Consider the following 21,846-nt stretch of genomic DNA (forward strand, 5'->3'; position numbering starts at 1 on the left):
TGCCGCCACGTCAGTCATCCCTCTTTTCGGCTGCGTCTTGGGCCAGCCGGCGTTCCTGCACTTCGTTGGCCGACCGCAGCATGGTTTTCACCCCTGCAGCCAGACCGAGCCCGATAAACAGCACCAGAAATATCGGCATGGTTCCCAGCAGGGTATCCAGACCGTATCCGATGCCGAAACCGATCAACAAACCGGCCACAAGCTCGATAACCATCCGCCAGGCGACCTGTGCCTGAGAATAGTCTTTCTTCATATGAGGCGTCGGTGCGGTTGCAGCCTTTGCCGCCGAAATCCGGGCCTCCAACACCTTTAACCGGGCGCTATCGGACGGATCTTGCGGGTCGGACACCAGCCTTGCCCCCATGAAGATGGTTGAGGCGGTGCTAATGGCAGACAGGCGCCGAGTCAAGCAGACATGAGCCTTATGATTATTTAAGTAAATCAGTAGGTTAACAACACGACCGCCGTACCACAGCACCCCAGCAGCCCCCAAACCGGCCATAGCGCCATATTCAACCCATCAGTTGATTTTCCACAGCCGCCGACCCGCCCCTCACAACCCTCAACCGGAAGGTTGACCTTTTTACCAAAGCCTGCCCATGGTTTGGCCATGACCGATCCGCTTTCCCCCGATCTTTTGTCCCGGGTCTTTGCCGCCCTCGCCGACCCCACGCGGCGGGCGATCCTTGGCATGTTGCTGGAAGATGACATGGCGGTGACCGATGTGGCAGATCCGTTCAGAATGAGCCTTGCCGCGATTTCAAAACATCTGACCGTGCTGACCGACGCCGGCCTGATCAGCCGCGAAAAGCGCGGAAGGGTGATCTGGTGCAAGCTGGAACCTGACGCCCTGCGTGCCGCCTCTGTCTGGATGCAGGGGTTCGGCCAGTTCGAACCGGTCGATCTGGATGCGTTCGAGCGGTTTCTGGCGGGCGAATTGTCCGGTGACACGGAGGATGCAGATGGCCCCGGGGCACTGCCCCGGACCCAGGGATTTTTAAAGACCGAAATTGGCGGCGGTCAGGATGTGAACTGACTGGCGTGGTTTTTGCGCAAGTCTGCCTTTTGCACCTTTCCCATGGCATTGCGTGGCAACGCGTCGACCACAGCATACTCTTTGGGGTGTTTGAATTTCGCCAGAGAGGTGGCGACGGCGGCGCGGATCTGGCCAAGATCAGGCTCCGCCCCTTTGGCGCGGGCCAGCACGGCAAAGACCGCTTCGCCGAAGTCAGGGTGCGGCAGGCCGATGACCGCGCTTTCCGCAATACCGGGCAGGGTGTCCAGCAGTTCTTCCACCTCTTTGGGGTAGACGTTGTAGCCGCCGGTGATGATCAGATCCTTGGCCCGTCCGACGATGGTGACATAACCATCGGTGTCGCGGGTGGCCAGATCGCCGGTGATGAACCAGCCATCGGGGCGCAGGTCTTCGGCGGTCTTGTCTGGCATCTGCCAATAGCCCTGAAACACATTGGGGCCGCGCACCTCGATCACGCCGACCTCGCCTGCCCCCACCTCATTCCCCCCAGCCATGATCCGCAGATCCACCCCCGGAAGGGCCATACCCACCGTGCCGGCCCGACGGTCACCGTCATAGGGGTTGGAGGTGTTCATGTTGGTTTCCGTCATACCATAGCGTTCCAGAATGCGCTGCCCGGTGCGATCCTGAAACGCGATATGGGTTTCAGACAAGAGGGGTGCCGAGCCGGATATGAACAGCCGCATATGCCCGACCAGATCGCGTGTCAGGCGCGGGTCGTCCAGCAGGCGGGTGTAAAAGGTGGGCACCCCCATCATCGCGGTGGACTTCGGCAAAGCCGCAATCACCGCCTCCACATCAAATCCGGGCAGGAACACCATCTGCGCCCCGGTCAGCAGGCTGACGTTCGATGCCACAAACAGCCCGTGGGTGTGAAAGATCGGCAGCGCGTGCAGCAGCACATCCGTTTCGGTAAAGCGCCACAGATCGGCCAGCACCTGCGCATTGGACAACAGGTTTTCATGGCTGAGCATCGCACCCTTGGACCGCCCCGTGGTGCCTGACGTATACAAGATCGCCGCCAGATCGGTGCCGGACCGGTCCACCGGGGCAAAGGCAGCCTCCTGCCGCGCGGCCAGATCCATCAGACTGCCGCCTCCGTCACCGGACAGGCCCAGAAACTGCGTGCCATGCGTTGCACACAAAGGTACCAAAGCCGCCGATTGCGCCGGGTCACCGACAAAGACGCAAGGAGTGGCATTGCCGATGAAGTAATCCAGTTCCGCTGCCGTATAGCCGGTGTTCAGCGGCAAAAACACCGCCCCCGCCGCCACTGTGGCCCCATACAGCGCCAGAGCTTCGGGCGATTTCGCCACCTGCACCGCCACCCGGTCACCGGGTTCAACTCCGAGGGTCACCAACGCGCCGGCCAGCCGCGCCACCAGAATGGCAAAAGCAGTTGCGGAAATCTGCTTGCCGTTGGCAAGATGCAGTAAGGGCCGGTCCTGCCCGGCTAGTGGCGCAAACAATCTGTCAAACAAGGGATTCATGGCGTTCCTCCAAGCAATGTTGTGGCATTGCCGCAGGATGGGCTCAAGCCCGCTGGGCGTGTCACCCTGCGCTTTGTGACAAAATCGGCTTGCCTGACTTTACGCGCCAAAATGCCTTGCCTTGGACCACAGCCCGCCGTGATTTCGCCGCAACCGGAAGCGACCCTATGGCCACGGGGAACACAAACCACTTCAGGAGCCGGATATGACCTACGCCCTTACGCTGTTTCAGAAATTCGGCTTGTTTGCCCCAAAGGCCAGCAACGATGACTTCTTTTTCCATCGCCTGACCCGTATCGGCACCCGCGACGCGCGGCGCGAAGTGCGGGCCACGCTGTTTATCAGAACTCAGTCGTAACGCCCGGCAGGCGCAGTTCACGCATCAGGTCGCGTACTTCCTGCCTTGCCGCGATGTTTGAGATGTTCAGCTGGTCAACGCCGGTATCCTTGAGGTCCAGCAAAGTGATCCCACGGGGAAACAGCTCGCGGAAGATCACCCGTTCGGAAAACCCGGGCGAGACGCGAAAGCCGATGCGCTTGGACAGTTCTTCCAGAGCGGCACCCACCTTCTTTTTGTTATGCATCTGCTGCGCACCCAGACGGTTGCGCAGCACGATCCAGTCGATCGGCTTCAGCCCCGCCTGCGCCCGCAACTGCCGGGCATTCCAGACCATTTCCGAATAGATCGACGGGCCCTTTACCTTGCCGGTTTCCGGATCGGTCCGCGCCAGCAGGTCAAAGTCGATGAAACTGTCATTCAGCGGCGTGATCAGCGTATCGGCAAGGCTGTGCGCCACCTGTGACAGGCGGGTATGGCTGCCGGGGCAGTCGATGATGATGAAATCCGACACCGGGTCCAGCGCCGCCACTGCCGCCGACAGGCGGGCGTCAAACGGGTTTTCTCCGGGAGCCAGCGTCGATTCGTCGACCTCGGGCAGGTCGCGGTAATCCGGGGTTGGCAATGTCAGCCCGCTGCGCGCCAGATAGGCGCGGCGGTTTTCGACATATCGGCCAAAGGATTTCTGCCGCAGGTCAAGGTCCAGCCCGCCAACCCGGTGCCCTTGCCGGACAAGGGCTGTGGCCACATGCATGCAGGTGGTCGATTTGCCCGATCCGCCCTTTTCATTGCCCACGACGATGATATGCGCCATGCTTTGCCCCTTTGCCCCAGCCTGTCCGCTCTTTTAGGCGGGTTGCCGCGCAAGGGGAAGCGCGAAGGCACGGCCAGCGCGATCACGACCACCGCTTTATGAAACTGTGGCGTCACAACATGAAAAAGCCCCGCAAAAGCGGGGCTGTTCCATCATACGAACAGGTCGGATCAGAAACCCAGACCGGCGTACTTGTTCTTGAACTTTGACACGCGGCCGCCGGTGTCCATCAGCTTGGCATTGCCACCGGTCCATGCCGGGTGCGCCAGCGGATCGATGTCCAGCGCAAGGCTGTCGCCGTCTTTGCCATAGGTCGAGCGGGTCTGATAAGTCGAACCGTCGGTCATCTTCACGGTGATGAAGTGATAGTCGGGGTGAATGCCTTCTTTCATCGGTCCGATCCTTATTCAGATTTCGGTTTATAGGTCGTATCTTCCGAGATACGTGCCGATTTCCCGCGACGGGTGCGCAGGTAATACAGCTTGGCGCGACGGACTTTGCCGCGGCGCACCACATCGATCGAGTCGATATTGGTCGAGTACAGCGGGAACACCCGCTCCACACCTTCGCCGAACGAAATCTTGCGCACGGTGAACGAGGCCGAGATGGTCGCGCCGCCCTGACGGGCAATGCAGACGCCTTCGTAGTTCTGGATACGCGAGCGGGTGCCTTCTGTCACTTTGAAACCGACGCGGACAGTGTCCCCGGCCTTGAAATCCGGGATGGTCTTGCCGAGCGCAGCAATCTGCTCGGCTTCGAGTTGGGCGATCAGGTTCATGCCTGGTCCTTTCGCAACCTGCGGTGGGTCCGCAGAGGTGATGCCGTGCCCCAGAGCTCTCGGTCTTCACCGGGTCCCCATCGCATGCGATGAGCCCGCCAGAGATCAGGCCAGCTTTTCCATAACAGCCGCCCTGCCAGCCTGCGCACCGGGGAAGAAACCCGGCGAAAGGGCAAACAGGAATCGGGTCCGACGGATCATGATGACCCCGGACAGGCGCGTATAGGGGCAATCCTTGGCACCGGTCAAGTGGCGCGGGCTTGCACCCCGTCGCATTTGCGCAGAAAACATGCCCGGCAATGAAGATTCCCGAACAGATGGACAAAACCGCCGGGGGGAGCGGGGCGCAGCGGCTAGCGCGCGGTCTTGCGCGCCCACAGGTCGGGCCGGCGCTCTGCCGTCAGCGCCTCGGCCTGCGCGCGCCGCCATTTCGCAATCTTCGCGTGATCCCCCGATAGAAGCACCGGCGGAACCTCGCGCCCCTCCCAAACCGGGGGTCGGGTAAACTGCGGATGCTCCAGCAAGCCGTTGGAATGGCTTTCTTCCTCGATGCTGTCAGCATTGCCCAACACGCCGGGCAACAGGCGCACGGTCGCATCCAGAATGGCCTGCGCCGCAATCTCGCCCCCGGTCAGCACGAAATCACCCAAAGACACCTCTTCTACGGCATGATGATCCAGCACCCGCTGATCCACGCCTTCAAAGCGGCCACACAAAAGCGTCAGCCCCTCACACCCCGCAAATCGGCGTGCCATGGCCTGATCAAACGGCGTGCCGCGCGGTGAGAGGTAAACCACGGGCCAGCGCGCCCGGTCGGGGTTCGCCCCGGCACTGGCAGCGTTGATCGCGGCATCCACCACATCGGCGCGCAGCACCATGCCGGCGCCGCCGCCAGCGGGGGTGTCATCCACATTGCGGTGCTTGCCGATGCCGAAAGACCGCAGGTCATAAGTCTCCAGCCGCCACAGCCCAAGATCCATCGCCTTGCCGGTCAAAGACTGCTCCAGCACCCCCGGAAAAGCCTGCGGAAACAGCGTTATGATCCGTGCGAGCCACGCCCCCCGCACCGCGCGGGCATCGTCGAACAGATCTCGCGGGCGCAGAACAGGCTTGGCCGACAGCCGCCCGTGCGACCGGGACGGGGCGTTTGCCAGCGCAGCATCATCAGGAAGCTCGTCAGACATGGGCCTACTCCAGCCCCTCGGGCAGGTCCGCCACAAGCCGGCGCGCGGCCAGATCGACCGTTGGCACCGCCGCCTTGGTAAAGGGGATCAGCAAGGGTTGCTTGCGGGTCGGGGCATAGACCTCCAGCAAGTCGCCCGCGCCATGGTTGTGCACCGCGCGCAAGGCACCCAGCAGGACGCCGCCGGTGTCATAGACCTCCAGCCCGATCAGGTCAGAGTGATAGAATTCATCATCAGGCAGCGACGGCAATCGGGCGCGGTCCACATATAGATCGGTGCCGCGCAAGGCATCAGCCTGATCCTTGGTCGCCACCCCCGCGATCCGCGCGCCAAGGCCACCCGCCACCGGGCGGGTCAGTTTGACGGCGAAACTGCGGTTGCCATCCTGCGTGTACAGCGGACCATATTCCGCAATCGCCTCCGGTTCGGCGCAGAAGGATTTCAGCCGCACCTCGCCCTGCACGCCAAAGGCGCCCGCGATAGAGCCGACACAGATCCGGTCACTCGTCATGGCAAAGACACCCCTGTGCTGCAAAACCCGCGCGGGTCAAACGATCCTCCCGCATTCAGACAGGCCGTCTGGCTCTGCATGCGGGAAAAATTGATGCCGGCCCAGAACGCCGCCCCGCAAAGGGTAAGCGTGATGGACCGGCGTACCAGGCCTAGGCCAGGGATCATCGGGCCGATTATTCTTCGGCAGGGGCTTCAGCGCGGGCTGCTTTTTTCGCAGCGCGTTCTGCCATCTGCTTGCCGGGAACCGCCGCTTTGGGGTTGTGGCGGACTTTTTTGTCCAGCACGCCAGCCGCTTCCAGGAAACGGGTCACACGATCGGTCGGCTGCGCGCCGGTGGCCATCAGTTCCTTGATCCGGTCCAGGTTCATGACAACGCGCTTTTCGTCATCCTTGGCCAGCATCGGGTCATAAACGCCCAGCTTTTCCAGAAAACGACCATCGCGCGGGTTGCGCGAGTCGGTCAGAACGATCGAGTAGTGCGGGCGCTTTTTCGAACCGCCGCGTGCCAGACGAATTTTAACAGCCATGGGTAGTCTCCTTGAGGTATCTCAGTTTGGGTTGGGTAGGGCGGGGTTCACCCCGCCGTTTGGGTTATTTCTGTAGTTTCTCGTGATGCCTGATGACTTCGGAAATGATGAAGGTCAGGAATTTCTTGGCAAATTCGGGATCAAGGTCGGCATCCTGCGCCAACTGTTCAAGCCGCGCGATCTGCCGCGCCTCGCGCGACGGGTCGCTGGGCGGCAACTCGTGCTCGGCCTTCAGCCGCCCCACTGCCTGAGTATGCTTGAACCGCTCAGCCAGCGTGTAAACCAGAATGGCATCCAGTCGGTCAATCGACTGGCGGTGTTCTTTCAGCACCTCGGCGGCGCGTGCGGCGATGTCGGTCATTGCGTCCTCCGCGTATGCCGCCAGACCAGATCGTCGGGGTCCTGGCCCAGCGCCTCAGGGTCCGGCACCGCCCCAAGCCGTTTCGCCACGCGGATCGACGCGGCATTATAGGGGTCTGTGTAACTTACCAGAGAATCAACCGGCAGGCTGGCAAAGGCCCAATCGCGCAGCGCAGCGGCAGCTTCGGTCGCATAACCCTGGCCCTCGTTCCCTTGATAAACCTGCCAGCCAAGCTCGGTTTCCGGAAACTTCGGCCCGCCGTTTAAACCAACCTGCCCCACGGTTGTCCCGCTGACGGTCAGATCAACCATCAGCGCACCATGACCCAGCAGCGCCCATTGCGCGACATCATGGCAAAACCAGAACCACGCCCCCGCCTCATCCTTCGGCCCACCCATATAGGCAGACCGATCTGACGCCCAGAACGCCGCATAAGCCGGGAAATCGGCTATGACGGGCGCGCGCAGGGTCAAGCGTTTGGTGTGCAGAACGGGCGATGTCATTTCTTTTTCATCAGCCCCGACAGGCCAGACGGCAGGCTCATGCCGCGCGGCATGCCGGGAAATCCGCCCTGCCCCATCGACTCTTTCATGCCCTTGGCCGCCGCTTCCAGTTCGGCAGGCGACATCTTGGACGGGTCGGGCATGCCACCCTTGCCCATCATCTGCTTGATGGCCTGCTTCATGCCGCCACCCTTGCCCATCTTCTTCATCATCTCGGCCATCTGCTTGTGCTGTTTCAGCAGACGGTTCAGTTCCGACACCTCGAGCCCCGCGCCTGCCGCGATCCGCTTCTTGCGGCTGGCAGCCAGCAGGTCGGGGTTGGCGCGTTCCTTCTTGGTCATCGAGTTGATCAGCGCCACCTGACGGCGCAACATCCTGTCGTCAAAGCCGGCATCCTCGGCCTGCTTTGCCATCTTGCCCATGCCCGGCAGCATGCCCATCAGGCCCTGCATGCCGCCCATCTTCTGCATCTGCTCCAGCTGGCCCTTCAGGTCGTTCATGTTGAACAGACCTTTGGAGAACCGCCGCGCCATTCGCTCGGCCTGTTCGGCCTCGAACGTCTCCTGCGCGCGCTCGACCAGCGCGACAATGTCGCCCATGCCAAGGATGCGGCCCGCGACACGCTCGGCCTCGAAGGTCTCCAGCGCGTCCATCTTTTCGCCAAGACCGACGAAACGGATCGGCTTGCCGGTAACTGCCCGCATCGACAGAGCCGCGCCGCCGCGCCCGTCGCCATCCATCCGCGTCAGCACGACGCCGGAAATGCCGACCTTGCCGTCAAACTCGGCGGCGACGTTCACTGCGTCCTGCCCGGTCAGACCATCGACCACCAGCAGCGTCTCACGCGGCTGGGCGATGTCGCGCACCGCCTGCACTTCGTCCATCAGCACTTCGTCGATGTGCAACCGGCCAGCGGTATCGAGGAACAGCACATCATAGCCGCCCATCGCAGCTTGGGTCTTGGCGCGCCGTGCAATCTGCACCGCCGTCTCGCCCTTGACGATCGGCAGGCTGTCCACGCCCACCTGCCCCGCGAGGATGGCCAGCTGTTCCATGGCCGCCGGGCGGTTGGTGTCCAGCGACGCCAGCAGCACCCGCTTGCCGTTGCGGTCCTTCAACCGCTTGGCCAGCTTGGCGGTGGTGGTGGTCTTGCCCGAGCCTTGCAAACCCACCATCAGAATGGCAGCAGGCGGGTTGTCGATCTTCAGTGCGTCCGCAGGTTCATCCCCCGCCAGCACCCTGATCAGCTCGTCATGCACGATCTTGACGACCATCTGCCCCGGCGTGATCGACTTCGTCACCGCCGACCCGGTCGCCTTGTCCTGCACCCGCTTGATGAAATCGCGCGCCACCGGCAGCGAGACGTCTGCCTCGAGCAGGGCTGTCCGCACCTCGCGCAGGGCGGCAATCACATCGGCCTCGGACAGCGCGCCCTGTTTGGTCAGGCGGTCAAAGACGCTGCCAAGGCGGTCTGAAAGGCTCTCGAACATGGTCGTCTCCCGCAATGGGCCCCGACGTGGGCGTTACAGCAATGGCCAAGGGCACCTGCGGGCGCAACGCGCTGGCAGATGGCGATCCCGGCAAAGCCAAGGGACCGGAAGCGACAGCCTCCGGGGAATTCCATGTCTGTTAGGCCGCAACCCCGCCCGAGTCAAGCCATGGACAGGCGTTGGGCCAATCCGAGCAGGCGGGAACGCAAAACGGCCCGCGCCCTTTTGGGGGTGCGGGCCGTCTGCAGAATGGGCCGGGCAGAACCGCCCGGCCCGCAGAGGACGTTACGACCGGTCGTCGATCTGGTCTGCATAAAGCTTTGTCAGCTCTGCCAGCGTGTACTCAGATGCATCCACACCCAGCAGGGCAGCGAGTTGTGCCTGACCGGGGGTCACCACATTGGCCGGCTTCCCATCGGCGCGGTTCTGGCCCGACAGGATGAAATTGGTCATCTGCGTGTCGTTGTCGCGCTTGGCCTCGATCAGAAGCTGCAGTTCGTTGATGGTGAAGCGGCCCGGCTCCACCCCGGCAGCGGCAGCCAGCTGCGCGTCGGTTGACACCGCCCCGGCACCCATGTCGCTCCGGGACACGGCAGCGCCACCCGCTTGCGACTTGATGAAGCGGACACGATCCGTGTCATTTTCACGCTGCGCATCCAGCAGCTGGATCAGCTGGGCCGGGGTGTAGTCGTTGGCGGAAACGCCCGTTTGTGCGGCCAGTTGGTCAAGACCTGGGTTTGCAGCGGCGATGCCTGCGGTCAGGGCAAGAGCGGCGGCAGAGATCATCAGAGTACGCATAGTTTACTTCCTTCGTCATGAAGCTGCGGAGTTGCAGCGGATAATTCAGGAACGGATCGCATCGGCCAGAAGTTTCAGCAGCCATCGTTTTCCGTTCAGTGAGACGAAGTTAGTCGTTTCATTTTTCCTTTACATTACAGAACTCTGACCTCAAACTGTGCATCAGCGCACAGCAATAATCCGTGATGAAAGGGAACACCCTCGATGGCACAACCAGCCTGGGATGAGATCAGAACAGCGTTTCAGGTGGCCCGTCTTGGCACGGTGTCGGGCGCGGCAGAGGTGCTGGGCGTGCATCACGCAACGGTCATACGACATATCGATGCATTGGAAAAAACGCTTGGCACACGGTTGTTTCAGCGCCACGCCCGCGGCTATACCCCGACCGAAGCCGGACGTGATCTGCTGATCGTTGCACAGACCACCGAAGAGCAGTTCGCCCAACTGTCCAGCCGCATCAAGGGTCAGGGCGAAGCCGTCGCGGGTGAGCTGACCATCACCTCAATCTCCGGTATTGCCGATCTTCTGGTCCCGGTGCTCGCCTCGTTTCAGGAGTTGTACCCGCAGGTGCAGGTGCGCTTCCTGACCGACATGCGGGTGTTCCGGCTGGATTATGGCGAGGCGCATGTCGCCATCCGCGTCGGGGCCACGCCGGAAGAGCCGGACAATGTGGCACAACCCCTGCCCCATCTCCGCACCGGCCTTTACGCCTCCAAAGCCTATATCGCGCAGCATGGCCAACCCAAGGACGAGTCAGACTTTGCGAACCACCGCTTTGTGTGCATCGACAGCGAAGCCAACCGGGCCCCGTTCTACCGTTGGTTGCGCAATACAATTCCGGCGAGTGCGATCAGTTTCCGGGGCACCGATCCGGCGGCGCTTGAAGAGGCGGTCCACCAGGGCATCGGCATCGGCTTTGTCGCTGCCTACAAATCCAGGATCGCCGGAAATCTTGTCGAAATCCTGCCGCCCCGCCCCGAATGGGATGCGCCGCTGTGGATCGTGACGCATGTGGATCTGCACCGGACCCGAAAGGTGCAAGCCTTCCTGACACATCTGAAGGAGGCCGCCAAAACCTGGCTCGCCTGACAGATCTGTTCAGCTGCGGCTGAAGCGAAGCGTCGGCCTATCTGGTGGATGGCTCCACGCCCGGTACACCCTTTCAATTTGAAGCATTGAGGCGCCGTGACGGTGGCATCTTGCCACATTCCTGCCCCAATTCGACAGGATTCTGCCTTCAGATGGACAGGAGGATCCGATGGCAGCAATTTGTGCACTGGCGGGTGGCATGGTCGGCTTCGGTTCGGCCCTCGTCTCATTGATGTTTTTCGATGCAGGTCTGTTGACCGCACTGGCAATCTGGTCCGGGTCCGGGATCGGCAGCATGGCGCTTTTCCTTGCATTGATGCTCCGCCGCGCCGAGGCGTCTGAGGCCAGGCAAATGGCCGCAACCACTCGCATGGCATAAGGCCGGGTCAGGCACTGGCAACCGCAAGGCTTGCGCAAATATCCTTGCCTTTTTGCCCATCCGACTCCATATTTTTCTGGCGACGTTAACTATTTCGACCACTGTCTTCGCCTCACGGCCACAGCAATCGACGATCAGCTGACTGCGCCGGGCCGCCGCAATCCCGCGGGCGGCGCTACTAGGGGAGACTTCACGATGGCCAAGGGCACCGTGAAATGGTTCAACGAAACAAAAGGCTTCGGCTTCATTGCACCAGAGGGTGGCAAAAAAGACGTCTTCGTCCACATCACAGCGCTGGAACGGGCCGGTCTGCGCGGGTTGAAGGATGGTCAGGCCGTGACCTTCGACATCGAAGCCGGGCGTGACGGGCGCGAATCCGCAACCAATCTGTCCCTGTCCTGATCCGCACCTGTACGCTGCGCTGATCTGCTGAGCAAAGACCCGGATGACCGACCTGAAAGGGCGCACGCAAGGCTGCGCCCTTTTTCTTTTGGTCATTCTGCCATCTTTGCCCCTGCAGACACACCGCACAGCCTCGGCAGGGGCCATCGCGGGCCGACAGGCAGCGCTGCGCCGGAATTTCTCTTGTGACCCATCGCCACGCGCGTCACACTTGCCCTATGCCAGACAGCGCTCACACCCTCATTGCCCAGCCGGATTACCAGCGCCTGATCGACGCCGAGACTTGGGCCTTCATCCACCGGACCAAGGCCGCCTATCCGCCTGACACCGCCGCGCTGACGATCGCGGACCAGCGCCGCATTTACGACACAATGTGCCGCGCCTTCCATACCGGTTACCCCCCCGGCGTCGCGGCACATGATGAAAGCGTGGCGGGTGTGCGCTGCCGCCGCTATCTTGGCCATGGTCCGGTGGTGATCTACCTCCATGGCGGCGGCTTCGTCGTCGGCGGGCTGGACAGTCATGATGACGTCTGCGCCGAAATCTGTGCAGCCACCGGGCTGGAGGTGCTGGCCGTGGATTACCGCCTGTGCCCGGAACATCCGCACCCGGCCGCCTTTGACGATTGCCTCGCCGTCGCACGCGCAACCCCGGGGTCTATCCTGCTGGTGGGCGACAGTGCCGGCGGCGCGCTTGCGGCCGCGGTGGCGGCGGCCCTGTCTGACCCGCGCGTGATGGGACAGGTCCTGATCTACCCCGGCCTTGGCGGGCGCGGAGCCAGCCACCGGCAGCATGCCCACGCCCCCATGCTCACCGCCGAGGATGTCGCCTTCTACGCCCGCATCCGGGGCGCAGATCCACAAGACCCCACCGCCGCGCCGTTGATGGCCAGCCATTTCACCGGCCTGCCACCGACGCTGGCGCTTGCGGCGGAATGTGACCCGCTGGCCGATGATGCCGCCGCTTACGCCGCCCACATTACCGCCGCAGGCGGGCGAGCCATTGCGCTGACAGACACTGGCCTTGTCCACGGCCACCTGCGCGCCCGCCACACCGTCGCCCGCGCCCGTGCCAGCTTTGCGCGCGTGACAGCCACCCTGTCCGCCATGGCCGCAGGCCACTGGCACCCCGGAGACATGCCATGAAAGACCTGCCCAACCAGACCCATTGGACCGCCCGCACCGATATGGCCGCCGCCTTCCGCTGGACCGCCCGGCTGAACATGCATGAGGCCGTCGCCAACCATTTCAGCCTTGCGGTCAGCGACGATGGTGCGCGGTTTCTGATCAACCCCGCCGGTCGCCACTTCAGCCGCATCACCGCCTCGGCCCTGATCGAGATCGATGCGAACGACCCCACCACCCTGAACCGTCCCGATGCCCCCGACCCCACCGCCTGGGGCCTGCACGGCAGCCTGCACCGCGCCTGCCCGCATGCGCGCTGCGCCATGCACGTCCATTCGATCCACGCAACCGTGTTGGCCAGCCTTGCTGACAGCCGCCTGCCTGCCATCGACCAGACCACAGCAATGTTCCACAACCGCGTGGTGGTCGATGACCATTACGGCGGCATGGCGTTCGAGGATGAGGCCGCCCGCTGCGTACAGCTGCTGTCAGACCCGAAGATCACCACGATGATCATGGGCAACCACGGTGTGCTGGTGATCGGAGCCACGGTGGCCGAAACCTTCAACCGGCTCTATTATTTCGAGCGCGCGGCCGAAACCTACATCCGCGCCCTGCAAACCGGCCAGCCGCTGCGCGTTCTGCCCGATGACATCGCCGAGAAGACCGCGCAGGAGTGGGAGACCTACCCCGGCTACGCCGAAGACCACCTGCGCGAGATCAAGGCCATACTCAATGCTGACGCACCGGGTTATGCCAGCTGACCCGGCGGCCGCTCAGGGCTGAAAAAACGGCGTCGCGCGCATGCTGTCAGGCACCGGCACGCCCATCCGGGTCAGGATCGACGGGGCCAGCGCCAGCTGGTCCAGCACCACATCGGCATCGGGCATGGCGCTGTCTCCGAAATAGTAAAACGCGAAATCCCGCTGATCCTCGTCGGTGCCGCCATGATGGCCCCGCGCGTCTTGCCCATGGTCGGCGGTGACAATCACCTCGTACCCCGCATCGCGCCAGCGCTGGACAAAGGGGGCCAGCATCGCATCCAGCGCATAGCAGGCGTGATCCATTTCTTCGCAATCGTGGAAGAAACGGTGCCCCATGCTGTCCAGCGTGCAGGTATGCAGGATGCCGTAGTCGATGCCGTACCCCTCACACAGCCGGGTCAGTGTGGCGAACAGGTCCACATCCGACGGGGTCATCTGGTTTGCGTTGCCATAGCCGGTCATGGTGTGAAACCGGCCATGGGTGATCGGCCCGGCGGGTTCATCATATTCAATGTCGCGCACCACATCGAAGGGCGCGCGGTTGAAGAATTCGGACCAGAAACTGTGCGTCACCGCCCCGGTCTTGCCACCCGCCCGCGTCACCTCGGAAAAGATATCTGGCTCGGCCAGCCGATACACCGCCTCATTGCCCCAGACCCGGTGCACCTGCGGCGGCACCCCAGTGTGGATCGACGCATAGCAGGACGCCGAGGTTGAGGGCAGCACCGCCTGCATCCGCCACACCCGCGCCTCGCCCTGCGCAACCCAGCCTTCCATATTGCCGAACAGCCGCCGCCAGTTGCGCCACGGCACGCCGTCAATCACGATCAGAAGCAGCTTTTTCATGGTCGAAACCTGTTTAAGGGGCCGGCGTCTGACGCCTCCGGCGGGAATATTTCAGAAAGGTGCAATCACAGGCACACACCTCAGTTTCCGGCGGCTTCCATCTTGCGGCTGTCCAGCACGCCTTCCAGCCAGCCCATCTTCATCTCGGGGACCGAAGACAGCAACAGCTCGGTGTAGTCGTCGAACGGCGGGGCCAGCACATCGGTTTTGGTCCCATAACGCCGCACCTCGCCGCGATACATCACCGCAATCCGGTCGGCAATCGCGCGCACCGTGGCAAGGTCATGGGTGATGAAAAGATAGGCCACCCCTTCCGCCGCCTGCAAAGCCAGCAACAGCTTGAGGATGCCATCCGCCACCAACGGGTCCAACGCCGAGGTGACCTCATCGCAGATGATCAGCTTCGGTTTGGCCGCCAGCGCGCGGGCAATGCAAACCCGCTGTTTCTGGCCGCCCGATAGTTCTGCCGGATAGCGGTCGATAAAGCCGCTGCCCATCTCGATCTGATCCAGCAGATCCTGAATGCGCTTGCGCTTTTCCGCGCCCTTCAGGCCAAAATAGAATTCCAGCGGCCGCCCGATGATCGTGCCCACGGTCTGGCGCGGGTTCATTGCGGTGTCGGCCATCTGGTAGATCATCTGCACCTCGCGCAGATCGTCGCGGCTCCGCGCGGCCAGGTCGGGCGCAAGATCGCGCCCGGCAAAGCGGATGCGCCCCTGCCCCGGAGGCAGCAACCCGGTGATTACCCGCGCCAGTGTCGATTTCCCCGACCCGCTTTCTCCTACAACGGCAAGCGTCTGCCCCGCTGGCAGATCCAGCGTGATGTTTTTCAGCACGTCAAAGTTGGTGCCCTTGTACCGCGCCGTTACATTCTGGATCTGCAACACGGCAGGCGCATCGGCTTTCTCGACATGCTCGATCGACCGGACCGACACAAGCGCCTGTGTATAGGGCTCATTCGGGGCGGTGATGATCTGTTCGGTCGTGCCGTATTCGATCCGCTTGCCATGGCGCAGCACCAGAATGTCATCGGCAACCTGCGCCACCACGGCAAGATCATGCGTGATATACAATGCAGCCACGCCGGTATCGCGGATCGCCTCCTTGATCGCGGCCAACACCTCGATCTGGGTGGTCACATCCAGCGCGGTGGTCGGCTCGTCAAAGATCACCAGATCCGGTTTCGGGCACAGCGCCATCGCGGTCATCGCCCGTTGCAGCTGCCCGCCAGACACCTGATGCGGATAGCGTTTGCCGAACGTCTCCGGGTCCGGCAGCCCAAGCCTGCCAAACAGCATGACAGCACGCGCCTCTGCCTCGGCCCTGCCCATGATCTTGTGGGCCAGACAGGTCTCCACCACCTGATCCATCAACCGGATCGCCGGGTTGAACGCCGCCGCCGCCGATTGCGCCACATAGGTCACCTCGCGCCCGCGCAAGGCCCGCAGCGCCCGCGCATCGGCCAACCGGATGTCGCGCCCATTCAGGGTGATCGTTCCCCCGGTCAACCGCACTCCGCCACGGCCATAGGCCATTGACGACAGGCCAATGGTGGACTTCCCCGCCCCGGACTCGCCGATCAGCCCCAGCACACGGCCTTTTTCGACCGAGACCGAGACATCATCCACCAGCACGACATCGCGCGGGGCCTCGCCGGGCGGATAAGAAGTGGCCTCGATCCGCAGATTGCGGATCTGCAACAATGCGTCGCTCATACCCCGCCCCTCTTGCCGTTCTCAGTCTTAAAATAGCCCACGGGAGGACCGGGGGGTGTGAACCCCCCCGGAGTTTTCCGCAATCCCGAATCGAAGATCATCCGCGCCCACCCTTCAGACTGGTGGTGCGCGACAGCACCCAGTCGGCCACAAGATTGACCGAAATCGCCAGCGCCGCGATGGCAAAGGCCGGGATCAGCGCCGCCGGGATGCCGTAGACCAGCCCCGAGGCGTTCTCCTTCACAATGCCACCCCAGTCGGCCAAGGGCGGCTGCACGCCAAGGCCCAGGAACGACAGTGTCGAGATGAACAGCACCGCAAAGATGAACCGCAGCCCCAGTTCCGCCACCAGGGGCGACAGCGCGTTGGGCAGGATCTCGCGAAAGATGATCCAGGCCCAGCCCTCGCCACGCAACCGCGCTGCCTCGACATAATCCATCACCGTGATGTCCACCGCCACTGCCCGAGCCAGCCGGAACACCCGGGTCGCGTCCAGAAGCCCCATCACAAGGATCAGCACCGTCAGCGTCACCGGCAGCACCGACAGGATCACCAGCGCCAGGATTAGCGCCGGGATCGCCATCACCAGATCGACCATCCGGCTCAAGCCCTGATCTACGTAGCCCCCCGCCACTGCCGCCGAAAACCCCAGCACCGACCCCAGTGTAAAGCTCAGGATTGTCGCGACCGATGCGACAAAAATCGTGGTCTGGCCGCCATATATCATCCGGCTCAGCAGATCGCGGCCAATCGCATCGGTGCCCATCAGATGGGTCGATGACGCCGGGTCCCAGACGCCACCGACCACCTCGGCCATGCCATAGGGGGCCAGCAGCGGTGCAAAGATTGCCGCAAGGAAAAACGCACCGGTGAAAAACATGCCCATCAGGGCGGATATCGGTATCCTCATTTCGGGTGCCTTAGCCTTGGGTTTGCAAGGATGGAAATCACATCCGCCAATATGTTCAGCCCGATATAGACGGCGGCAAAGATCAGCCCCACCGCCTGCACCACCGGCAGGTCACGCTTGGCCACATGGTCCACCAGATATTGCCCCATGCCCGGATAGACAAAGACCACCTCGACCACGACCACGCCCACCACCAGATAGGCAAGGTTCAGCATCACCACATTGACCACGGGGGCGATGGCATTCGGGAACGCATGGCGCCAGATCACCTGCATCGGCGACAGGCCCTTAAGCTCTGCCGTCTCGATATAGGCCGATTGCATCACGTTCAGGATCGCCGCCCGCGTCATCCGCATCATGTGCGCCAGCACCACAAGCACCAGCACGATCACCGGCAGGATCACCGCGTTCAGCCGCTCCATCATCCCCATGCCGGGAAAGACCATCGCGACGGAAGGAAACAGCTGCCACTTTACTGCTAGGAAATACAAAATCAGATAGCCCACCACGAATTCTGGCAGGCTGATCGCCGACAGCGTCGCGCCGGAAATCAGCTTGTCCGGCCAGCGTCCGTTATAGCGCGCGGCCACCAACCCCAGCAAAATCGCCAGTGGCACCGAAATCACTGCCGCCCAACCCGCCAGAAACAGCGTATTGCCCAACCGCTGGCCGATGGCCGCTGCAATATCGGTCCGGTTGGAAATCGAGGTGCCCAGATCGCCGGTCAGAACCCCGCCGAGCCACTGGAAATACCGCGTCAGCGCGGGTTGATCCAACCCCATCTCGGCGCGCAAATTGGCCAGCGCCTGAGGTGTGGCCGACTGGCCCAGAATGGCCTGGGCGGTATCACCGGGCAGTGCCGCCACACCAAGGAAAATCACCGCCGACACTGCCAGCAGCAACAAGAGGCCCAGCGCAATGCGCTGGACCACCAGAGTCAAAACCGGATGCACGCGCCGCAGTCCTTATGCCAGCCAGCACTTGACATGGGCGCGGCCGTTCATCAGCTCGCCATTCGGGTCGGCTTCCCAACCCTGGATCTCATCACGCACCGCCTCGACGAAATCATTGAACATCGGCAGGATCAGACCGCCCTCATCCCGCACGATCTTGGCCATTTCGGAATAGGTCGCCTTGCGCGTGTCGGCGTTCAGTTCGGCCCGTGCCGCCATCAGCAGCTCGTCAAACTTGGCATTCTTGAACTTGGTGTCGTTCCAGTCGGCGGTGGACAGATAGGCCGTGGCATACATCTGATCCTGCACCGGACGTCCGCCCCAGTAGCTGGCGCAGAACGGCTCGACGTTCCAGACGTTCGACCAATAGCCGTCATCCGGCTCGCGCTTGATTTCCAGCGGAATTCCGGCGGCATTTGCCGTTTGCTGGAACAGCTGCGCCGCCTCGACCGCACCGGGAAACGCGCCCTGCGCGGTGCGCAGGATGATCGGGCTGCCGTCATGGCCGGATTTCGCGTAATGCTCCGCCGCCAAGGCCGCATCGTATTCGCGCTGCGGAATGCTGTCATCAAACAGCGGATAGGCCGAGTTGATCGGGAAGTCGTTACCGATGCTGCCAAGGCCGCCAAGGATCTTGTCCACCATTTCCTGCCGGTTGACCGACAGTTTCAGTGCCATGCGCAGATCGTTGTTGTCGAACGGTGCCTTGTCGACATGCATGATGAACACGTAATGACCCCGGCCCGGAACGGCCTTGACCTGCACACCAGGAGCACGCTTGAGCAGCTCGGCGATCTTCGGGTCCACCCGGTTCATCATGTGAACCTGCCCCGACTGCAGCGCGCCGGTGCGGGCGGTGCCATCGTTGATCACCAGAATCTCGGTCTGATCCGCATGGCCGATGGTGGTGTCAAAGTAGTTCGCGTGCTTTTCAAAGGTATGGCGGATGCCGGGTTCATGCACCACCACCTTGTAGGGGCCAGCGCCGATGCCTTCGGTCGGGTTGTCGATGCCGCCATTCGGCTGGATGATCAGGTGATAATCGCCCATCAAATATGGCAGGTCGGCATTGCCGCTGGCAAGTTTCAGTGTGACCATATCGCCTTCCGCCGACATGTCGGTGATGCCCTGCACGATGCCCAGCGCACCCGACTGCGATTTCTCATCAGTATGGCGCCGCAGCGTCGCTACCACATCATCGGCAGTGACGGTCTTGCCGTTGTGGAACTCTACCCCCTGACGGATCTTGAACTTCCACTCTGTCGCATCGGCATTGGCACTGATCTCTTCGGCGATGCGCAGGTCGATCTCTCCGGTCGGGGTCACGTCAACCAGCATCTCGCCCCAGGTCATGTTCACTGCAAACGGCACTTCGGACGCGGCCAGCGCCGGATCAAGGCTGTTGGTCGACTCGCCGCCCTGCATCCCCATACGGATCAGGCCGCCCTTCTTGGGTTCGGCATGCGCGGCTTTGGTGTACAGCGCCGAGGCAAGTGCTGCAGACACCCCCAAAGCGGTGGTGCGCCCCACGAATTCGCGGCGCGACATTCGGCCTGCCTTGGCGGCAGCAATCATACGGTCAAGCGGATCGGTCATTCTGGTCGTCTCCCTGAATGGCTGCGGTTAACCCCGCGCCGGTTTTGTTGACTGGTGAGTCAATAGAAACGGGTGTTTTGCCTTGGGGCAACGATTCGTACCCCGCAGCGGCGATTTTTTCAGACAAAGCGACGCAGCACCTTTTCGTTGAAATCACGGTGAAAGATCACCTCATCGCCCTCCCAGGCGGTCAGGCTTGCCTTCATGTGCAAATGCGACGCGTCAGAGGTCATAACCGCCGTGGCCTCGGTCCGCACCCGCCAGTCGCCCCGTGACAACCGCTGTTCCCAGATATGGGTGGCGCGTGCCGACAACGGATCATCGTGCTGAATTTCCCAGCGTTCGCTCAGCGTTTCCCCCGAACACAAGCCATGCGTCAGATTTTCGACGTCACCGCCGTCCTCCAGCACGCACAGCGCCTGCGTGCCGGTGATCATGTCGGTCTCGACCACGCGCCGCGACTGGCCCTTGCGCAGCACCCGGTGCTGCCAGCCGGGGGCCGCTTCCGGTTCTGGCGGAACCCAGGCCCCGCCGCCCTGATGCACCGGCAGGGTCAGGCTGCCTTGGGTTATCGCAAGGCTGCCTTGCGCGGGCGACGGCCAGACGAACGGCCAGTAGCTGTTCGACAGCGCCAGCCGCAGCCGGTGGCCGGGGGCCAGCCGGTAGGCCATCTGGTCCAGATCAAATTCCACCTCCTGCGCTTGCCCCGGCACCATCGGCTCCGGGTTTTCCCGGCTGCGGCGGTGGCAAAGGTTCAGCATGCCATGCGCAATCCGCACCGATGCGCCATCCGGCCCGACGTCGCAAAGCCGGGCCACCACAAAGCCCAGAGGCTGGTCCGACGCCAGCCGCAACCGCAGCCGCGCTGCGCCCAGCAGTGCCAGCGGCGCGTCCAGCACATCGGCGTCAAAACACAGGCTCAGGGCATCATCGGCCCGTTGATCACCGGGCATCTCGGCATTCAGCCCCATGGGAAAAAACTCCCCCGCTGACAGGCCAAGATGTTGCGGTGACGACACAATCTTCACAAAGCCTGCCGTTTCGCCTTGACCCAAATACGCGCGCGACGCGTTCCCCCCGCGCCCCGGCAAAAGGTTCAGCACCTGTCCCGTCACCGCAGGACTTGGCCACTGTTGCTCCGCCACCCAATGCCCCGCGCGGTGCCGCGCACTGGCATCGGGGGGGGCCGAATGCAGCATGTAGGCCCGCATGGCAGGGTCAGCCTCCGCCCCGTTCTCCGCCCCCTTCAGCCAGCGGTCCCACCAGCGGATCGCTTCTTGCAGGAAACCGATGGCAGGCCCCGGCACCGCCGTATGCGGGTACTGATGCACCCAAGGGCCCACGATCCCTTTGGCCCCCACATTGCGCACCAGCGCATCGACCGTGTTCATATAATTGTCGGCCCAGCCGCCGATCGACAGCACGGGCACCTGCAACCGGTCAAAATCCTCGCAGACCGACCCATGCTTCCAATACTCATCCCGCGCCTGATGCGCTGCCCAGCGCGGTGCCAGCCACGGCTCCGCCGCCAGCCGCGCCAGCCAGTCCTCGCGCCAGTCCGGCCGCAACGCTGGGTCCGCCGGTCGGCTGGAGAACGAGAGCATGACTGCCCCCCAGCCGAAATTCTCGCCCAACAGACACCCACCTTTGAAATGGATGTCATCGGCAAAACGGTCAGTGGTCGAACAGACCGAGATCACCGCCTTCAACGCAGGCGGCTGCAGAAAGGCGGTCTGCAGGCAGTTGAACCCGCCCCAGCTCTTGCCCATCATCCCGACCGACCCCGAACACCACGGCTGCGCTGCCAGCCAGGCAATCACATCACAGGCATCCTGCAATTCCTGCGCGGTGTATTCATCGGCCATCAGCCCTTCGCTGTCGCCATTGCCGCGCATGTCCACCCGCACGCAAGCGTAGCCATGCCCCGCCACATAAGGGTGCATCATCTCGTCCCGCGGCAGGGTGCCGTCGCGCTTGCGATAGGGAATGTATTCCAGCACCGCCGGAACCGGCTTGCGCTCCGCATCCTCCGGCATCCACACCCGCGCCGACAGCCTCATGCCATCCGGCATTACAATTCCCATATCCTCGAATTCGACAAGGTTTTGAGGAAACTTCTTAACCGTTTTCATGCGATTTCCCTTGATGGCGCATTTGGCTTGCCGCTGTCGCAAGTGTTCAAGACAGGATCAGACATGCGCAACACCGTTGTTCACAGACCCTAAGCCCGAAGGACC

General features: G+C 62.7%; 24 protein-coding genes and 1 pseudogene. 7 read left to right on the plus strand and 18 right to left on the minus strand.

Features of this window, described 5'->3' with window-relative positions; genetic code table 11:
- Positions 1–10: 10 nt before the first annotated feature.
- Positions 11–364, minus strand: a complete 354-nt coding sequence (locus tag EEB11_RS06740; protein WP_135429713.1) for an AtpZ/AtpI family protein — start codon at positions 362–364, stop codon at positions 11–13.
- A 246-nt stretch (positions 365–610) separates the two neighbouring features.
- Here EEB11_RS06740 and EEB11_RS06745 point away from each other — a divergent pair.
- A pseudogene (locus EEB11_RS06745) lies at positions 611–949 on the plus strand (ArsR/SmtB family transcription factor); the annotation flags it as partial.
- A 71-nt stretch (positions 950–1,020) separates the two neighbouring features.
- On the opposite strand, the gene EEB11_RS06750 reads toward EEB11_RS06745, so the two are convergent.
- A complete protein-coding gene (locus tag EEB11_RS06750; protein ID WP_135429646.1) occupies positions 1,021–2,526 on the minus strand; it encodes a malonate--CoA ligase in 1,506 nt (501 codons plus the stop codon).
- Between the two features lie 205 nt (positions 2,527–2,731).
- Here EEB11_RS06750 and EEB11_RS19520 point away from each other — a divergent pair, with 205 nt between their 5' ends.
- The gene (locus tag EEB11_RS19520) at positions 2,732–2,884 is read left to right on the plus strand and encodes a hypothetical protein (RefSeq protein ID WP_167852674.1); all 153 of its coding nucleotides are present in this window, start codon (positions 2,732–2,734) and stop codon (positions 2,882–2,884) included.
- Here the strand turns inward: EEB11_RS19520 and EEB11_RS06755 are convergent.
- The 10 genes from EEB11_RS06755 to EEB11_RS06800 form a co-directional block, all read right to left on the minus strand.
- Complete coding sequence (locus EEB11_RS06755) at positions 2,868–3,677, minus strand: division plane positioning ATPase MipZ (RefSeq protein WP_135429647.1); 810 nt, start codon at positions 3,675–3,677, stop codon at positions 2,868–2,870. The two genes, EEB11_RS19520 and EEB11_RS06755, sit on opposite strands and share 17 nt — an antisense overlap.
- Before the next feature lie 170 nt (positions 3,678–3,847).
- Positions 3,848–4,069, minus strand: coding sequence for a 50S ribosomal protein L31 (rpmE, locus tag EEB11_RS06760; RefSeq protein ID WP_103332505.1), 222 nt, complete (start codon positions 4,067–4,069; stop codon positions 3,848–3,850).
- A gap of 11 nt (positions 4,070–4,080) precedes the next feature.
- Positions 4,081–4,455 carry a 50S ribosomal protein L19 gene (gene rplS / locus EEB11_RS06765; protein ID WP_135429648.1) on the minus strand — a complete coding sequence of 125 codons (375 nt, stop codon included), beginning with the start codon at positions 4,453–4,455 and terminating at the stop codon, positions 4,081–4,083.
- A gap of 353 nt (positions 4,456–4,808) precedes the next feature.
- Positions 4,809–5,639, minus strand: a complete 831-nt coding sequence (gene trmD / locus EEB11_RS06770) for a tRNA (guanosine(37)-N1)-methyltransferase TrmD (protein WP_135429649.1) — start codon at positions 5,637–5,639, stop codon at positions 4,809–4,811.
- A 4-nt stretch (positions 5,640–5,643) separates the two neighbouring features.
- Complete coding sequence (gene rimM, locus EEB11_RS06775; protein WP_135429650.1) at positions 5,644–6,150, minus strand: ribosome maturation factor RimM; 507 nt, start codon at positions 6,148–6,150, stop codon at positions 5,644–5,646.
- A gap of 175 nt (positions 6,151–6,325) precedes the next feature.
- Positions 6,326–6,679 (minus strand): 30S ribosomal protein S16, encoded by a 354-nt coding sequence (gene rpsP, locus EEB11_RS06780; protein WP_135429651.1) that lies wholly within the window; start codon positions 6,677–6,679, stop codon positions 6,326–6,328.
- 64 nt (positions 6,680–6,743) lie between these two features.
- Positions 6,744–7,040: a chorismate mutase gene (locus EEB11_RS06785; RefSeq protein WP_135429652.1), complete on the minus strand. Its 297-nt coding sequence runs from the start codon at positions 7,038–7,040 to the stop codon at positions 6,744–6,746.
- Positions 7,037–7,543 (minus strand): GNAT family N-acetyltransferase, encoded by a 507-nt coding sequence (locus EEB11_RS06790; RefSeq protein ID WP_135429653.1) that lies wholly within the window; start codon positions 7,541–7,543, stop codon positions 7,037–7,039. The genes EEB11_RS06785 and EEB11_RS06790 overlap by 4 nt, the downstream gene beginning before the upstream one ends.
- Positions 7,540–9,033, minus strand: a complete 1,494-nt coding sequence (gene ffh, locus EEB11_RS06795) for a signal recognition particle protein (RefSeq protein ID WP_135429654.1) — start codon at positions 9,031–9,033, stop codon at positions 7,540–7,542. The genes EEB11_RS06790 and ffh overlap by 4 nt, the downstream gene beginning before the upstream one ends.
- 285 nt (positions 9,034–9,318) lie before the next feature.
- Positions 9,319–9,831: a hypothetical protein gene (locus EEB11_RS06800; protein WP_135429655.1), complete on the minus strand. Its 513-nt coding sequence runs from the start codon at positions 9,829–9,831 to the stop codon at positions 9,319–9,321.
- A gap of 204 nt (positions 9,832–10,035) precedes the next feature.
- Here EEB11_RS06800 and EEB11_RS06805 point away from each other — a divergent pair, with 204 nt between their 5' ends.
- The 5 genes from EEB11_RS06805 to EEB11_RS06825 all read left to right on the plus strand — a co-directional run bounded on the left by EEB11_RS06805 (position 10,036) and on the right by EEB11_RS06825 (position 13,589).
- Complete coding sequence (locus EEB11_RS06805; protein ID WP_135429656.1) at positions 10,036–10,920, plus strand: LysR family transcriptional regulator; 885 nt, start codon at positions 10,036–10,038, stop codon at positions 10,918–10,920.
- Positions 10,921–11,089: 169 nt separating this feature from the next.
- Positions 11,090–11,299 carry a hypothetical protein gene (locus EEB11_RS06810; RefSeq protein WP_135429657.1) on the plus strand — a complete coding sequence of 70 codons (210 nt, stop codon included), beginning with the start codon at positions 11,090–11,092 and terminating at the stop codon, positions 11,297–11,299.
- 195 nt (positions 11,300–11,494) lie between these two features.
- Positions 11,495–11,701 carry a cold-shock protein gene (locus EEB11_RS06815; RefSeq protein WP_135429658.1) on the plus strand — a complete coding sequence of 69 codons (207 nt, stop codon included), beginning with the start codon at positions 11,495–11,497 and terminating at the stop codon, positions 11,699–11,701.
- A gap of 218 nt (positions 11,702–11,919) precedes the next feature.
- A complete protein-coding gene (locus EEB11_RS06820) occupies positions 11,920–12,846 on the plus strand; it encodes an alpha/beta hydrolase fold domain-containing protein (RefSeq protein ID WP_135429659.1) in 927 nt (308 codons plus the stop codon).
- Positions 12,843–13,589, plus strand: coding sequence for a class II aldolase and adducin N-terminal domain-containing protein (locus EEB11_RS06825; protein WP_135429660.1), 747 nt, complete (start codon positions 12,843–12,845; stop codon positions 13,587–13,589). Before EEB11_RS06820 ends, EEB11_RS06825 begins: the two co-directional genes overlap by 4 nt.
- A gap of 12 nt (positions 13,590–13,601) precedes the next feature.
- On the opposite strand, the gene EEB11_RS06830 is transcribed toward EEB11_RS06825, so the two are convergent.
- The 6 genes from EEB11_RS06830 to EEB11_RS06855 all read right to left on the minus strand — a co-directional run bounded on the left by EEB11_RS06830 (position 13,602) and on the right by EEB11_RS06855 (position 21,741).
- A complete protein-coding gene (locus EEB11_RS06830; RefSeq protein WP_135429661.1) occupies positions 13,602–14,435 on the minus strand; it encodes an alkaline phosphatase family protein in 834 nt (277 codons plus the stop codon).
- Between the two features lie 80 nt (positions 14,436–14,515).
- Positions 14,516–16,150 (minus strand): ABC transporter ATP-binding protein, encoded by a 1,635-nt coding sequence (locus tag EEB11_RS06835; protein ID WP_135429662.1) that lies wholly within the window; start codon positions 16,148–16,150, stop codon positions 14,516–14,518.
- Between the two features lie 97 nt (positions 16,151–16,247).
- Positions 16,248–17,060: an ABC transporter permease gene (locus EEB11_RS06840; RefSeq protein WP_135429663.1), complete on the minus strand. Its 813-nt coding sequence runs from the start codon at positions 17,058–17,060 to the stop codon at positions 16,248–16,250.
- The gene (locus EEB11_RS06845) at positions 17,057–18,013 is read right to left on the minus strand and encodes an ABC transporter permease (protein ID WP_135429664.1); all 957 of its coding nucleotides are present in this window, start codon (positions 18,011–18,013) and stop codon (positions 17,057–17,059) included. The genes EEB11_RS06840 and EEB11_RS06845 overlap by 4 nt, the downstream gene beginning before the upstream one ends.
- A gap of 12 nt (positions 18,014–18,025) precedes the next feature.
- Positions 18,026–19,609 carry an ABC transporter substrate-binding protein gene (locus EEB11_RS06850; protein WP_135429665.1) on the minus strand — a complete coding sequence of 528 codons (1,584 nt, stop codon included), beginning with the start codon at positions 19,607–19,609 and terminating at the stop codon, positions 18,026–18,028.
- Positions 19,610–19,728: 119 nt separating this feature from the next.
- Positions 19,729–21,741 carry a CocE/NonD family hydrolase gene (locus tag EEB11_RS06855; protein ID WP_135429666.1) on the minus strand — a complete coding sequence of 671 codons (2,013 nt, stop codon included), beginning with the start codon at positions 21,739–21,741 and terminating at the stop codon, positions 19,729–19,731.
- Between the last annotated feature and the right edge of the window lie 105 nt (positions 21,742–21,846).

Source organism: Pseudotabrizicola sediminis, assembly GCF_004745575.1.
Classification (GTDB): domain Bacteria; phylum Pseudomonadota; class Alphaproteobacteria; order Rhodobacterales; family Rhodobacteraceae; genus Pseudotabrizicola; species Pseudotabrizicola sediminis.